This is a genomic window from Escherichia albertii NBRC 107761 = DSM 17582, from assembly GCF_000759775.1.
Lineage (GTDB): Bacteria > Pseudomonadota > Gammaproteobacteria > Enterobacterales > Enterobacteriaceae > Escherichia > Escherichia albertii.
On record NZ_BBMY01000015.1, the window covers coordinates 1 to 13,176 of the forward strand.

Here is a 13,176-nt window from a genome sequence, read left to right on the forward strand (position 1 = left end):
ACAAGAAAAAGGGCAGAGATGTCTCTGCCCTCAGATTGTTGACAACGCGCGCTTTGTTCATGCCGGATGCGGCGTAAACGCCTTATCCAACCTACAAAAGCGCAAAAGATTCAATATATTGCAGGATTCAGGTAGGCCTGATAAGCATAGCGCATCAGACAAATTTGCGTTTGTCATCATCGGGGAAGAGATATCTCTGCCCCGATGATGAAAAGGAATTATGCGTTTTTTGCTACTACTTGTGTTTCGGGGCGTTTGAGGAATGCATAGGCCAGACCAGCGACCAGCGTACCTGCAATAATCGCCACCAGATAACCCAGCACGGGTGTAATTGCGCCCGGGATCAGCAGCACAAACAGGCCACCGTGCGGCGCCATCAGTTTCGCGCCAATCGCCATTGAGATTGCACCAGTCAGCGCCCCTCCAACGATACAGCACGGCAGAACACGCATCGGATCACGAGCAGCAAACGGAATTGCACCTTCCGAAATAAAGCACAGTCCCAGAACCAGAGCAGCTTTGCCACCTTCCTGCTGCGCTTTGTCGAATTTGCGACGCGCCACCATTGTTGCCAGACCCATTGCCAGCGGTGGCACCATACCTGCTGCCATAATCGCTGCCATTGGGCCATAGGTTTGGGTACTCAACAGACCCACACCGAACGCGTACGCCGCTTTGTTAACCGGGCCGCCCATGTCAGTGCACATCATGCCGCCAAGGATCGCGCCCAACAGCACCGCATTCGCAGTACCCATAGTTTGCAGCCAGTGGGTCAGACCTTCGAGGATGCCAGCAACCGGTTTACCAATCAGGTAGATCATCGCCAGACCGACCACCAGACTGGAAATCAGCGGAATGATCAGGATCGGTTTCAACGCCTCCATACTCTGTGGCAATTTCAGTTGCGTGCTGATCAATTTCGCAATGTAACCCGCCAGGAAGCCCGCAATAATACCGCCAATAAAGCCAGAACCTGTGCTGACCGCCAGCATACCGCCAATCAGACCCGGCGTGAGGCCAGGACGATCGGCAATCGAGAAGGCGATATAACCTGCCAGTACCGGCACCATCAGCGCAAAGGCTGAACCGCCGCCAATCTGCATCAGTGCAGCAGCAAGCGTACCCGGCTCTTTAAACGCTTCGATACCAAAAGCAAAAGAAAGTGCGATACACAGACCACCGGCAACTACCATCGGTAGCATATAGGAAACGCCCGTCAGCAGGTGACGGTATGCACCAGCACTCTCTTTCTTACCTTCAGTCGTCGCCGTTTGAGCTTTGCCTGCCGGTTCGTACGGCGTTGCTTCAGCGACGGCTTTATCCAGTTCCTGCGCGGTTTTCTTCAGCGCCAGACCGGTAGAGGTGCGATACATCGGTTTACCGGCAAATTTCGCCAGATCCACTTCGATATCGGCTGCCACAATCACCAGATCTGCCGCCGCCACTTCTTCAGGCGTGATCGCATTACCCGCACCAACAGAGCCACGAGTTTCAACTTTCACCCACCAGCCGCGTTTTTTCGCTTCGGTTTCAATGGCTTCAGCCGCCATAAAGGTGTGCGCTACGCCAGTTGGGCAGGCAGTCACCGCAACTACGCGTTTCGGGCCGCTGGCTGCAACCGGTGCTGTCACACTCACCGGCGCAGTGTAAGGTTTTGCATGGCCTTTGGCTTCGCTCAAAAACAGCTCAGGGTGCGCAACTGCCCAGGAAATATCGCCCAGCCAGACATTTTTACCGTTCAGCGCGCTGTCGTTAGGGATGGAATCACCGAGAACAATCGCCATTTCAGCATCGTTAGGGTTATCAATGATTTCCAGTTTTGCTTTTCGCGCCGCCGCGCCCAGCAGGGTCTTCGCCATATAGGCGCGTGCCTGACCGAGATTAGCGTCAATAATCAGCAGCGTTTTCATTATGCCTCTCCTGCTGTCAGTTAAAGGGTTTTAAGTCGACGCGCGCCATCATTGCGGCCAACTGCGGACGATCGGTAATACCCACATTGCTTTGACTTACCGCCAGGGCTGCAACAGCAGTCGCCAGACGCAGTGTGTGCTCACTGGATTCACGCATCAGCAAGCCATAAATCAGGCCGCCGACCATAGAATCCCCTGCGCCAACGGTACTTACGACATCGACTGATGGTGGTTTGGCGATCCATTCGCCGGAGGCATTAACCCAAAGCGCGCCTTCGGCACCCAGTGAAATCACGACATGCGCAATGCCTTGTTCACGCAGCGCATGCGCAGCTTCAATCACATCTTTCATTTCAGGCAGTTTACGATCCGCCCAGATTTCCAGCTCGCGACGGTTAGGTTTCACCAGCCACGGCGCTGCTTTCAAACCTGCCACTAACGCTTCACGGCTACTATCAAAGATAATGCAAGGACACTGACTACGCAGGCGAGTCATCCAGTCGGTAAACGCTTCCGGGCTGACGCCGGACGGTAAACTTCCGCTGACACAGACCATATCGAACTGTCCCAGCCAGCTTAATGAATCATTAACAAAGCGTTCCCAGTCAGCAGGAGTCACTTCAAAACCAGAGAAGTTGAAGTCAGTCACTTCGCCATCTTTTTCTGTCAGCTTAACGTTAATACGGGTGCGCCCCTGTACAACCTGGAAGCGGTTGGCAATGCCCAGTTCACTGAACAGTTGCTGAAATCCGTCCTGATTGTCTTTGCCGAGGAAACCGCCAACGGTGACATCAATGCCGAGATCTTTTAATACCTTAGCTACGTTGATACCTTTACCCGCCGCATGCAGACCCGTAGTTTTCACCAGATTCACTTCGCCGCGTTCAATTTCCGGGCAAAAACCAACAAGATCATAAGCCGGATTGAGGGTGATCGTAGCAACACGTCTGCTCATCACGCGCCCTCCCCAAGGCCGGCGGCGATAGCGTCGCCAATAGCTTTCAGCGCCTGTTCAGCATCTGCTCCCTGAGCAGTAAAGCGCAGGCGATGACCTTTCTTAACGCCAAGTGCTACAACTTTCATCAGACTACGTCCATTTGCCGGTTTGCCGGTGCCATCGAGGTTTGTCACGGTAATATCACTGTTAAACTGTTTAATGGTATTGACCAGCATGGTGCCAGGACGAGCATGCAGGCCATGTTCATTGCGCACGACGAATTCCGCGCTTAACACATCATCGGTCAGTGCATCATCGCTGGTCAGTAGCGCCAGCAGCGTTGCCGCATCTGCTTTCAGCAGACGTTCAGCCTTATTGTCGATCAACAGGTCGCTCAGACGCTTAAGTACCGCGACAGGCTGATCGTCATTCATTGCTACACTAACTAACATTGCTGCGGTTCCGCCTTCGACATCGAAGGCATTCGCTGCACGGCTTACTGCAATGGCGCTACGCAGGTTGCCTTCCGCGCTATCATTTAGCCAGATCCCCTGTCCGAGGTTCAGCGGTTGTTCGTTGATGGCTTTGGTAACAAAAGTAGCGTCAACCGCGCCCGCTTCTTTCAGACGCGCGGCATTCAGCGCTTGCAGCGTCAGCAGATCGCTGGCGACGATATCCAGCGTCAACATTTCGTTGTCAAACTTAAGCTGTTCACTCTGTTTTTCGCCCATCAGCAACGCACGCAATTCTTCTGCGGTCGTCGCTGATTTCAGTTGTTCAGCAACGGAATCATCGCTCAGGGCATGCGTTAGCTGACGCAACAATCCAAGATGTTCATCCGAGCTGGCGGCAATACCAATGGCGACATACGCCACCTGCCCTTCCCCCCAGGTCACGCCTTCCGGGAACTGGAATACCTGAACACCCGTTTTCAGTACCTGATCGCGGGTGTCGGTAGTGCCGTGAGGAATTGCAATCCCATTGCCGAGAAACGTTGAGGTTTGCTGTTCACGCGCCAGCATGCCGTTGACGTAGCCGTCAGCTACATTACCGGCCTGCACCAGCGCCGCAGCGACCTGGCGAATCGCCTCTTCTTTGTTTCCGGCCTTTTCGCCCGGATGGATGTCCTGTACGGATAACTGGAACATAGTTCTCCTCTCTTGCTGAATTGAAACGATTCAGCTTCTATGAGAAAAAAAGCGCCAACCTGAATTTGGATTAAACACAAGATTGCGCTGAAACGTTTCAAGAAAGCATAATACTTCTGCTTCAGCACGCAAGGAAAGCCGAAAAGTTATGTACAAAAGTTTGATGTGCTGCACAAAATTTTGCCAATTATCCTAATTGCTGATGGAAAAATCCGTTATCAGCAAATTCATTTCAGCCGCGTCAGCAGACGCTCAGCAAGAGTGAAATGGCATTTTGATTATTCGTGGCGCTTTTGATTTCGCTGCCTGTTTATTTTCTGACAAGCAGCGTAAACTCCGCGTCTTCATCTTTCCGTGATCGACCAGCATGCATAACTCCCCCGCAGTCTCCAGCGCAAAATCATTTGATCTGACCTCGACGGCGTTTTTAATCGTTGCCTTTCTCACTGGCATTGCGGGCGCTCTGCAAACCCCGACGCTAAGTATTTTCCTCACCGATGAAGTACATGCCCGCCCGGCAATGGTGGGATTCTTCTTTACCGGTAGTGCAGTCATCGGAATTCTGGTCAGTCAGTTTCTCGCCGGACGCTCTGATAAACGCGGCGATCGTAAGTCATTGATTGTCCTTTGCTGCCTGTTAGGTGTGCTGGCCTGTGCTCTTTTCGCCTGGAACCGCAACTACTTCATTCTGCTGTTTGTCGGCGTCTTTCTTAGCAGTTTTGGCTCAACCGCTAACCCGCAAATGTTTGCTCTTGCCCGTGAACATGCTGACAAAACCGGACGTGAAGCGGTGATGTTCAGCTCTTTTTTACGCGCCCAGGTTTCGTTGGCGTGGGTCATTGGCCCGCCGCTGGCTTATGCATTAGCAATGGGTTTCAGTTTTACAGTGATGTACCTCAGCGCTGCGGTGGCGTTTATTGTTTGCGGCTTAATGGTGTGGTTGTTTTTACCATCAATGCAAAAAGAGGTTTCTCTGGCAACCGGTACGGTTGAAGCGCCGCGTCGTAACCGTCGCGATACGCTGTTGCTGTTTGTTATTTGTACACTGATGTGGGGATCAAACAGCCTGTATATCATCAATATGCCGCTGTTTATTATCAACGAACTGCATCTCCCCGAGAAACTGGCGGGAGTGATGATGGGGACGGCAGTCGGGCTGGAAATCCCAACAATGCTGATTGCCGGTTATTTTGCCAAACGTCTGGGTAAGCGTTTTTTAATGCGCGTTGCCGCTGTGGGCGGCGTCTGTTTTTATGCGGGTATGCTGATGGCGCATTCACCAGTCATTCTTTTGGGCTTACAACTGCTTAATGCGATTTTTATCGGCATTCTGGGAGGGATTGGGATGCTCTATTTCCAGGACCTGATGCCCGGTCAGGCAGGTTCAGCAACCACGCTCTATACCAATACATCACGCGTGGGCTGGATCATCGCCGGTTCCGTAGCGGGAATCGTCGCAGAAATCTGGAATTATCACGCGGTGTTCTGGTTTGCGATGGTGATGATTTTAGCTACCCTGTTTTGCCTGCTACGTATTAAAGATGTTTAAGGCGCGGTCAGCCTTTCCAGATCGATAAGCCAGATCATTGCCTGCTGACGCGTGTTGCCGCACATTTCAACACTGGCTTGTAAGCCTGCGCAGACTTTCGGTCGTAGCGGAGAGGTAAAAATTTTGCAGCGTTGATGTTCATCAAGCTGAATACAGGGTGTATTGGCGGGCTTACCATCTGGCATACCGGGAATAGGGCTGGAGATTGAGGGGGCGGTGCAACACGCCCCGCAACCCGGACGGCATTCCATACATTGTTCTCTTAAGGTTAACCACCAGATTGATGAGCGCGCACAGTATCACCTTTTTTGCACCAGCAAAAGTGCGAATACCACTTGCCTGAAAGGCCCGTCGCGAGTAGTTTGTCGCGATATTTTTGACATTTTCGACAACAGGAATTTTTCGATGCCAAGAGCGAACGAAATTAAAAAAGGTATGGTACTGAATTACAACGGCAAACTGCTGCTGGTTAAGGACATTGATATTCAGTCGCCTACTGCCCGCGGTGCCGCTACGCTGTACAAAATGCGTTTTTCTGATGTCCGTACCGGGCTGAAAGTGGAAGAACGTTTTAAAGGCGATGATATCGTTGACACCGTGACGCTGACCCGTCGTTACGTTGACTTCTCCTACGTCGATGGCAACGAATATGTCTTTATGGATAAAGAAGACTATACCCCATATACCTTCACGAAAGATCAGATTGAAGAAGAACTGCTGTTTATGCCGGAAGGCGGCATGCCGGACATGCAGGTGCTGACCTGGGATGGTCAACTGCTGGCCCTTGAACTGCCGCAGACCGTTGATCTGGAAATCATTGAAACCGCGCCAGGCATCAAAGGTGCATCTGCCAGTGCCCGTAACAAACCGGCGACATTGAGCACCGGCCTGGTGATTCAGGTACCAGAATACTTAAGCCCGGGCGAAAAAATTCGTATCCATATCGAAGAGCGCCGTTATATGGGTCGTGCTGACTAACTTCAGCCGCGTTCAGAAAAGGGGTGGCTCAGGCCGCCCCTTTCAACTAATAACAAAGTGCCCTTTGCTCATGCCGGATGCGGCTTAAACGCCTTATCCAGCCTACAAAACAACGCAAATTCACTACATTGCACAATCCATGTAGGCCTGATAAGTGTAGCGCATCAGGCAGTTTTACATTTGTCATCAATCTCAAAGGGATAGCTCAGGCTGTCCCTTTCAACTAATAACAAAGTGCGCTTTGCTCATGCCGGATACGGCGTAAACGCCTTATCCAGCCTACAAAACTACAAAACAACGCAAATTCACTACATTGCACAATCCATGTAGGCCTGATAAGTGTAGCGCATCAGGCAGTTTTACATTTGTCATCAATCTCAAAGGGATAGCTCAGGCTGTCCCTTTTTAAATTTATTATACCAATCTTCTATTTTGCGCTTCCTGAACATCGTTCTCCCGCAATATTCACCAGTTCATTGATCGCCCTCACACTTCATCGCATTAACAATCCAGACCAATTTCAATTGATGTCATATAACTTTACACTGTCATTGTTAATCAATCGTTACTAAGACGTGACTTCTATGAATACAATCGCCTCCACGACCTTCCCGCATCACGTGCACACTCCACGCTACAATCGCCAGCAATTGAAATCGCGTATCGTTCATTTTGGCTTTGGCGCTTTTCACCGCGCACATCAGGCGTTATTGACCGATCGTGTGTTAAATGCCCTTGGCGGCGACTGGGGTATCTGTGAAATCAGCTTGTTCAGCGGCGATCAACTAATGAGCCAGCTTCGCGCACAGGACCATTTATACACCGTGTTAGAAAAAGGCGCGGACGGTAATCAGGCGATCATTGTCGGTGCCGTTCACGAATGCCTGAATGCAAAACTGGATTCCTTAGCGGCGATTATTGAGAAGTTTTGCGAACCACAAGTGGCGATTGTTTCCCTCACGATTACCGAAAAAGGGTATTGCATCGACCCGGCTACCGGTACGCTCGACACCAGCAATCTACGGATTATTCACGATCTATAAAACCCTGAAGAGCCTCACTCTGCACCAGGCATTCTTGTCGAAGCATTGAAACGCCGCCGTGAACGCGGCCTTGCGCCGTTTACCGTGCTCTCCTGCGACAATATTCCTGACAATGGCCATGTGGTGAAAAACGCGATACTGGGAATGGCAGAAAAACGTTCCCCGGAACTCGCCGGATGGATAAAAGGTCACGTCAGCTTTCCGGGAACGATGGTTGATCGCATTGTTCCGGCAGCAACCGACGAATCGCTGGCGGAAATTAGCCGACATTTAGGTGTAAGCGATCCCTGTGCGATCAGCTGCGAGCCGTTTATTCAGTGGGTGGTGGAAGATAACTTCGTCGCGGGACGCCCGGAATGGGAAGTTGCAGGCGTACAGATGGTTAACAATGTTCTCCCCTGGGAGGAGATGAAACTGCGTATGCTTAACGGCAGCCATTCTTTCCTCGCTTATCTGGGCTATCTGGCTGGGTTCGCCCACATCAGCGACTGTATGCAAAACCGCGTATTTCGTCATGCTGCCAGAACGTTAATGCTGGAAGAACAAGCACCTATACTGCGAATTCAGGAGGTCGATTTAACACAATATGCAGATAAGTTAATTGCTCGTTTTGCCAACCCGGCGCTAAAACATAAAACCTGGCAAATCGCGATGGATGGCAGTCAGAAATTACCACAACGTATGCTGGCAGGTATTCGTATTCATCTGGCGCGCCAAACGAACTGGTCGTTACTGGCATTAGGCGTCGCAGGCTGGATGCGCTATGTGAGCGGTGTTGATGATGTCGGAAATGCTATTGATGTTCGCGATCCGCTGCACGATAAAATTCACGATCTCGTTGCGAACAGCAACAATGAGCAACGCGTTACCGCCCTGCTTTCTTTACGTGAAGTGTTCGGTGATGACCTGCCGGATAACGCCGACTTTGTTCAGGCTATCGAACATGCCTGGCGCCAGATTACGCAATTTGGCGCTCATCAGGCACTGTTAAATACCCTCAAAATTTAACGATTTCTGCGGTTAAAGCGGACGGAACACGGCTTCGTCCGCTCTCCTCTTCTCTTTTCCGATTTTTTTAGCCAGGATTAATACAACGTTAATTAATCAGATCATTGCGGAGCCGTTGTGACCAGAACTAACCTCATCACCGGTTTTCTCGGTAGCGGGAAAACCACTTCTATTCTTCATCTGTTAGCACACAAGAATCCGCAAGAAAAATGGGCGGTACTGGTGAATGAGTTTGGGGAAGTCGGGATTGATGGCGCTCTGCTCGCCGATAGCGGTGCGTTGCTAAAAGAGATCTCCGGCGGTTGCATGTGTTGCGTTAATGGATTACCTATGCAGGTGGGACTGAACACCTTGCTGCGCCAGGGAAAACCCGATCGTTTGCTGATAGAGCCAACTGGGCTGGGCCATCCAAAACAGATCCTCGATCTGCTAACAGCACCGGTCTATGAACCGTGGATCGATCTGCGTGCTACGTTATGTATTCTCGATCCGCGCCTGTTGCTGGACGAAAAAACCATCAATAATGAAAACTTCCGCGACCAGTTGGCGGCCGCAGATATCATTGTCGCCAATAAATCCGATCGTGCGACCCCCGAAAGCGAACAAGCGTTACAACGCTGGTGGCAACAAAATGGCGACGGGCGACAATTAATTCACAGCGCTCATGGACAAATTGAAGGTCACCTTCTGGATTTGCCTCGTCAAAATTTCACCGAGTTGCCAACCAGCACCACCCATTCACATCAACATATCGGAAAAAAAGGGTTAGCTGCATTAAGCCTACCAGAGCATCAGCGCTGGCGTCGTAGCCTGAACAGCGGGCAAGGGCATCAGGCTTGCGGTTGGATTTTCGACGCGGAGACAGTTTTCGACACCATTGGTATTCTGGAATGGGCGCGCCTTGCGCCAGTCGGGCGTGTAAAAGGTGTGATGCGGATACCGGAAGGCCTTGTGCGTATCAACCGTCAAGGCGATGACTTGCATATTGAAACACAAAACGTTGCGCCGCCGGATAGCCGAATTGAGCTGATTTCCAGCAATGAGGCTGACTGGAATGCCTTGCAGAGCGCACTGTTGAAGCTTCGTTTAGCGTCCAACGCGTAAGGTTGCCTGCGTTTTTCAGTAAAACAGAATGAGTTGTTATGAGCAAAAATTTGCCGCAAATAGTGTTGTTAAACATTATCGGCCTTGGGCTGTTTCTTTCCTGGTATATTCCGGCTAATCATGGATTCTGGTTGCCGATTGATACGAGCATTTTTTATTTCTTTAATCAGAAACTGGTCGAAAGTAAGGCCTTTTTATGGTTGGTAGCACTGACCAATAACCGCGCCTTTGACGGCTGTTCACTGCTGGCGATGGGAATGTTGATGCTCAGCTTCTGGCTGAAGGAAAATGCCTCCGGCAGACGGCGTATTATGATTATTGGTCTGGTGATGCTATTAACAGCAGTAGTACTAAACCAACTGAGCCAGGTATTTATTCCGGTAAAACGGGCCAGCCCGACATTGACCTTTACCGATATTAACCGCGTTAGCGAACTGCTTTCAGTCCCAACGAAGGACGCCTCGCGGGATAGCTTTCCTGGCGATCACGGTATGATGCTGCTTATTTTTTCCGCATTTATGTGGCGTTATTTTGGAAAAGCCGCAGGGGGAATCGCCCTTATTATATTTGTGGTTTTTGCATTTCCCAGAGTAATGATTGGCGCTCACTGGTTTACGGACATCATTGTCGGTTCCATGACCGTGATATTGATTGGTTTACCCTGGTGGCTAATGACACCATTAAGTGATCGGTTAATCACCTTTTTTGACAAATCACTACCGGGAAACAACAAACATATTCCAAACAAATAACTCACAGTAATTAACATCATCAGGATTATTCCCCATTTTCGAAGAATCCTGATGATGCGCGGCGTTGCCGACACTCATCGATTAAAATAATCATTCTCTAAGCAAATGAATGGATTGCATGCATTTTGCTCAACTGTACTTAAATTAACCAATCCCGGTTATTAACTTTCTGTATCACTTTTTCTTATAAAAAATCATGTAAAACCACTCGCCAAGACCGCGTCAATCGGGTAATCTCGAACTCGTTTTGCCTCGGCGGTAAATTATCCTCACAGCATATAATTTTGTGCGTTAGTCCACAGATTTGGCCACAGGGAATTGTTTCAACGTGCCCAGGTAATTAGTCTCATCTCGTTTGGCATTTTTTATAACGATATTTGTCGTTAAGGACTTCAAGGGAAAACAAACAACATGGTCAAGTCTCAACCGATTTTGAGATATATCTTGCGCGGGATTCCCGCAATTGCAGTAGCAGTTCTGCTTTCTGCATGTAGTGCAAACAATACCGCAAAGAATATGCATCCTGAGACACGTGCAGTGGGTAGTGATACATCATCACTGCAAGCGTCTCAGGATGAATTTGAAAATCTGGTTCGTAATGTCGACGTAAAATCGCGAATTATGGATCAGTATGCTGACTGGAAAGGCGTACGTTATCGTCTGGGCGGCAGCACTAAAAAAGGTATCGATTGTTCTGGTTTCGTACAACGTACATTCCGCGAACAATTCGGCTTAGAACTTCCGCGTTCAACTTATGAACAGCAGGAAATGGGGAAATCTGTTTCCCGCAGTAATTTGCGTACAGGTGATTTAGTTCTGTTCCGTGCTGGTTCAACTGGTCGCCATGTCGGTATTTATATTGGCAACAACCAGTTTGTTCATGCTTCCACCAGCAGTGGCGTTATCATTTCCAGCATGAATGAACCGTACTGGAAAAAACGTTACAACGAAGCGCGTCGAGTACTTAGTCGCAGCTAATAAACCGTTTGGATGCAATCCCTTGGCTATCCTGACGCGTTAACGAAAGCACTGCTTATGCGGTGCTTTTTGTTTTACCTTCCGCGGTGAAAATGATGTTTCCGCGTTTGAATCCAGGCTATAGTCCCTCCATTAGCACCTCTTTACCGCTATCGTAATCTCAGGATATCAATAGAACTATGTTCATACGTGCCCCCTCTTCAGGCCGGAAAATCCTGCAAACCTGCGTCCTTGCAGGAATAATCATTGCACTTCTGGTCAGTGGTCTTCAGTTTCTGATGTCCTGGCATAAACATGAAGTGAAATACGATACGCTGATCACCAACGTACAAAAATATCTGCTCACCTATTTTGCCGATCTGAAAGCGACAACCGATCGTCTTCAGCCACTAACGATAACTACCTGTGAACAAGCGAATCCAGAACTCACCGCCCGCGCCGCGTTTAGTATGAATGTGCGCACATTTGTGTTGGTGAAAGATAAAAAGACCTTTTGTTCTTCCGCCACTGGTGAGATGGATATTCCGCTCAATGAACTGATTCCTGCGCTTGATATCAGCAAAGATATCGATATGGCAATATTACCCGGCACCCCAATGGTGCCTAACAAACCAGCCATCGTTATCTGGTATCGCAACCCTCTGTTGAAGAATAGCGGTGTTTTCGCAGCACTGAATCTCAATCTGACGCCTTATCTCTTTTATAGCTCACACCAGGAAGATTTCGATGGTATCGCCCTCATCATTGGCAATACCGCGATATCAACCTTTGCTTCGCATTTAATGAACGTCCATGAGCTAACCGGTACGCCGGTACGCGAAACCCAAATTACGGGTATTCCGCTAACCGTGCGTCTTTATGCCGATGACTGGACATGGAACGATGTATGGTATGCGTTTTTACTGGGCGGTATGAGTGGAACTGTCGTTGGGTTACTCTGTTATTACCTGATGACCGTGCGTATGCGCCCTGGCAGAGAAATCATGACGGCTATCAAACGCGAGCAGTTTTACGTGGTTTATCAACCAGTAGTTGATACGCAAACGCTACAGGTTACCGGACTGGAGGTATTACTACGCTGGCGTCATCCGGTAGCGGGAGAAATTCCCCCGGATGCTTTCATCCACTATGCCGAGGCACAAAAGATGATAGTGCCTCTGACTCAGCATCTGTTTGAGCTGATCGCCCGCGATGCGGCAATATTACAAAACGTACTACCGGTAGGGGTGAAATTTGGCATTAATATCGCGCCGGATCATCTGCACAGCGAAAGTTTTAAAACTGATATACATCGGCTGCTCACCTCTTTGCCCGCACATTATTTCCAGATAGTTCTGGAGATCACCGAGCGCGATATGTTGAAAGAACATGAAGCCTCAAAGCTGTTCGCCTGGCTACACTCTGTCGGTGTAGAAATCGCTATTGATGACTTTGGCACCGGACACAGCGCACTTATCTATCTGGAACGCTTTACCCTCGATTATTTAAAAATTGATCGTGGATTTATTAACGCCATAGGTACGGAAACGGTCACCTCACCGGTACTTGACGCTGTACTGACACTGGCAAAACGTCTCAATATGTTCACGGTCGCGGAAGGGGTCGAAACACCTGAACAGGCACGCTGGTTACGTGAACGCGGCGTTAATTTCCTGCAAGGCTACTGGATCAGCCGACCATTACCGCTGGATGATTTTGTCCGTTGGCTTAAGAAACCGCATACGCCGCAGTGGTAAGGTGTGCTTATGTCCCTTATTATTCATTGTTAA

Annotated in this window: 11 protein-coding genes and 1 pseudogene; 8 read left to right on the top strand and 4 right to left on the bottom strand. The window is 49.6% G+C overall.

What is annotated here, in order from left to right:
* On the top strand, positions 1-208 hold a 208-nt coding region (locus tag EA14781_RS25405), incomplete at its 5' end, for a hypothetical protein (RefSeq protein ID WP_439822800.1).
* Between the two features lie 10 nt (positions 209-218).
* On the opposite strand, the gene fruA is transcribed toward EA14781_RS25405, so the two are convergent.
* From fruA to fruB, 3 genes are read right to left on the bottom strand one after another with little or no spacing between them, the layout of a single operon-like run.
* The gene (fruA, locus tag EA14781_RS04310) at positions 219-1,910 is read right to left on the bottom strand and encodes a PTS fructose transporter subunit IIBC (RefSeq protein WP_000854478.1); all 1,692 of its coding nucleotides are present in this window, start codon (positions 1,908-1,910) and stop codon (positions 219-221) included.
* A 16-nt stretch (positions 1,911-1,926) separates the two neighbouring features.
* The gene (gene fruK, locus EA14781_RS04315) at positions 1,927-2,865 is read right to left on the bottom strand and encodes a 1-phosphofructokinase (RefSeq protein WP_000091257.1); all 939 of its coding nucleotides are present in this window, start codon (positions 2,863-2,865) and stop codon (positions 1,927-1,929) included.
* Positions 2,865-3,995 carry a fused PTS fructose transporter subunit IIA/HPr protein gene (fruB, locus tag EA14781_RS04320; protein ID WP_000487272.1) on the bottom strand — a complete coding sequence of 377 codons (1,131 nt, stop codon included), beginning with the start codon at positions 3,993-3,995 and terminating at the stop codon, positions 2,865-2,867. Before fruB ends, fruK begins: the two co-directional genes overlap by 1 nt.
* Before the next feature lie 367 nt (positions 3,996-4,362).
* Between fruB and setB the strand changes: the two genes are divergently transcribed.
* Positions 4,363-5,544, top strand: coding sequence for a sugar efflux transporter SetB (setB, locus tag EA14781_RS04325; RefSeq protein ID WP_000551987.1), 1,182 nt, complete (start codon positions 4,363-4,365; stop codon positions 5,542-5,544).
* Here setB and EA14781_RS04330 read toward each other — a convergent pair.
* Complete coding sequence (locus tag EA14781_RS04330) at positions 5,541-5,795, bottom strand: YkgJ family cysteine cluster protein (protein ID WP_000389029.1); 255 nt, start codon at positions 5,793-5,795, stop codon at positions 5,541-5,543. The genes setB and EA14781_RS04330 overlap by 4 nt on opposite strands.
* Before the next feature lie 154 nt (positions 5,796-5,949).
* Between EA14781_RS04330 and yeiP the strand changes: the two genes are divergently transcribed.
* The 6 genes and pseudogenes from yeiP to EA14781_RS04360 all read left to right on the top strand — a co-directional run bounded on the left by yeiP (position 5,950) and on the right by EA14781_RS04360 (position 13,143).
* The gene (gene yeiP / locus EA14781_RS04335; RefSeq protein ID WP_001136826.1) at positions 5,950-6,522 is read left to right on the top strand and encodes an elongation factor P-like protein YeiP; all 573 of its coding nucleotides are present in this window, start codon (positions 5,950-5,952) and stop codon (positions 6,520-6,522) included.
* A gap of 584 nt (positions 6,523-7,106) precedes the next feature.
* Positions 7,107-8,573: pseudogene (locus tag EA14781_RS04340) on the top strand (mannitol dehydrogenase family protein).
* A gap of 117 nt (positions 8,574-8,690) precedes the next feature.
* Complete coding sequence (locus tag EA14781_RS04345; RefSeq protein WP_000198842.1) at positions 8,691-9,677, top strand: CobW family GTP-binding protein; 987 nt, start codon at positions 8,691-8,693, stop codon at positions 9,675-9,677.
* 38 nt (positions 9,678-9,715) lie between these two features.
* On the top strand, positions 9,716-10,429 hold the full coding sequence (locus tag EA14781_RS04350) for a phosphatase PAP2 family protein (RefSeq protein WP_000042048.1): 714 nt from the start codon (positions 9,716-9,718) through the stop codon (positions 10,427-10,429).
* Between the two features lie 411 nt (positions 10,430-10,840).
* Entirely contained in the window at positions 10,841-11,407 is a 567-nt protein-coding gene (gene mepS / locus EA14781_RS04355) for a bifunctional murein DD-endopeptidase/murein LD-carboxypeptidase (RefSeq protein ID WP_000241009.1), read from the top strand.
* A gap of 179 nt (positions 11,408-11,586) precedes the next feature.
* The gene (locus EA14781_RS04360; RefSeq protein WP_000470618.1) at positions 11,587-13,143 is read left to right on the top strand and encodes a cyclic di-GMP phosphodiesterase; all 1,557 of its coding nucleotides are present in this window, start codon (positions 11,587-11,589) and stop codon (positions 13,141-13,143) included.
* The last annotated feature ends 33 nt before the right edge of the window (positions 13,144-13,176 follow it).

Excerpts from the sequence above, each read along its gene's own strand:
- EA14781_RS04360 (WP_000470618.1), top strand. The coding sequence starts at position 11,587 with ATGTTCATACGTGCCCCCTCTTCAGGCCGGAAAATCCTGCAAACCTGC.
- setB (WP_000551987.1), top strand. The coding sequence starts at position 4,363 with ATGCATAACTCCCCCGCAGTCTCCAGCGCAAAATCATTTGATCTGACC.
- yeiP (WP_001136826.1), top strand. The coding sequence starts at position 5,950 with ATGCCAAGAGCGAACGAAATTAAAAAAGGTATGGTACTGAATTACAAC.
- EA14781_RS04330 (WP_000389029.1), bottom strand. The coding sequence starts at position 5,795 with ATGGAATGCCGTCCGGGTTGCGGGGCGTGTTGCACCGCCCCCTCAATC.
- fruA (WP_000854478.1), bottom strand. The coding sequence starts at position 1,910 with ATGAAAACGCTGCTGATTATTGACGCTAATCTCGGTCAGGCACGCGCC.
- fruK (WP_000091257.1), bottom strand. The coding sequence starts at position 2,865 with ATGAGCAGACGTGTTGCTACGATCACCCTCAATCCGGCTTATGATCTT.
- mepS (WP_000241009.1), top strand. The coding sequence starts at position 10,841 with ATGGTCAAGTCTCAACCGATTTTGAGATATATCTTGCGCGGGATTCCC.
- EA14781_RS04350 (WP_000042048.1), top strand. The coding sequence starts at position 9,716 with ATGAGCAAAAATTTGCCGCAAATAGTGTTGTTAAACATTATCGGCCTT.
- fruB (WP_000487272.1), bottom strand. The coding sequence starts at position 3,995 with ATGTTCCAGTTATCCGTACAGGACATCCATCCGGGCGAAAAGGCCGGA.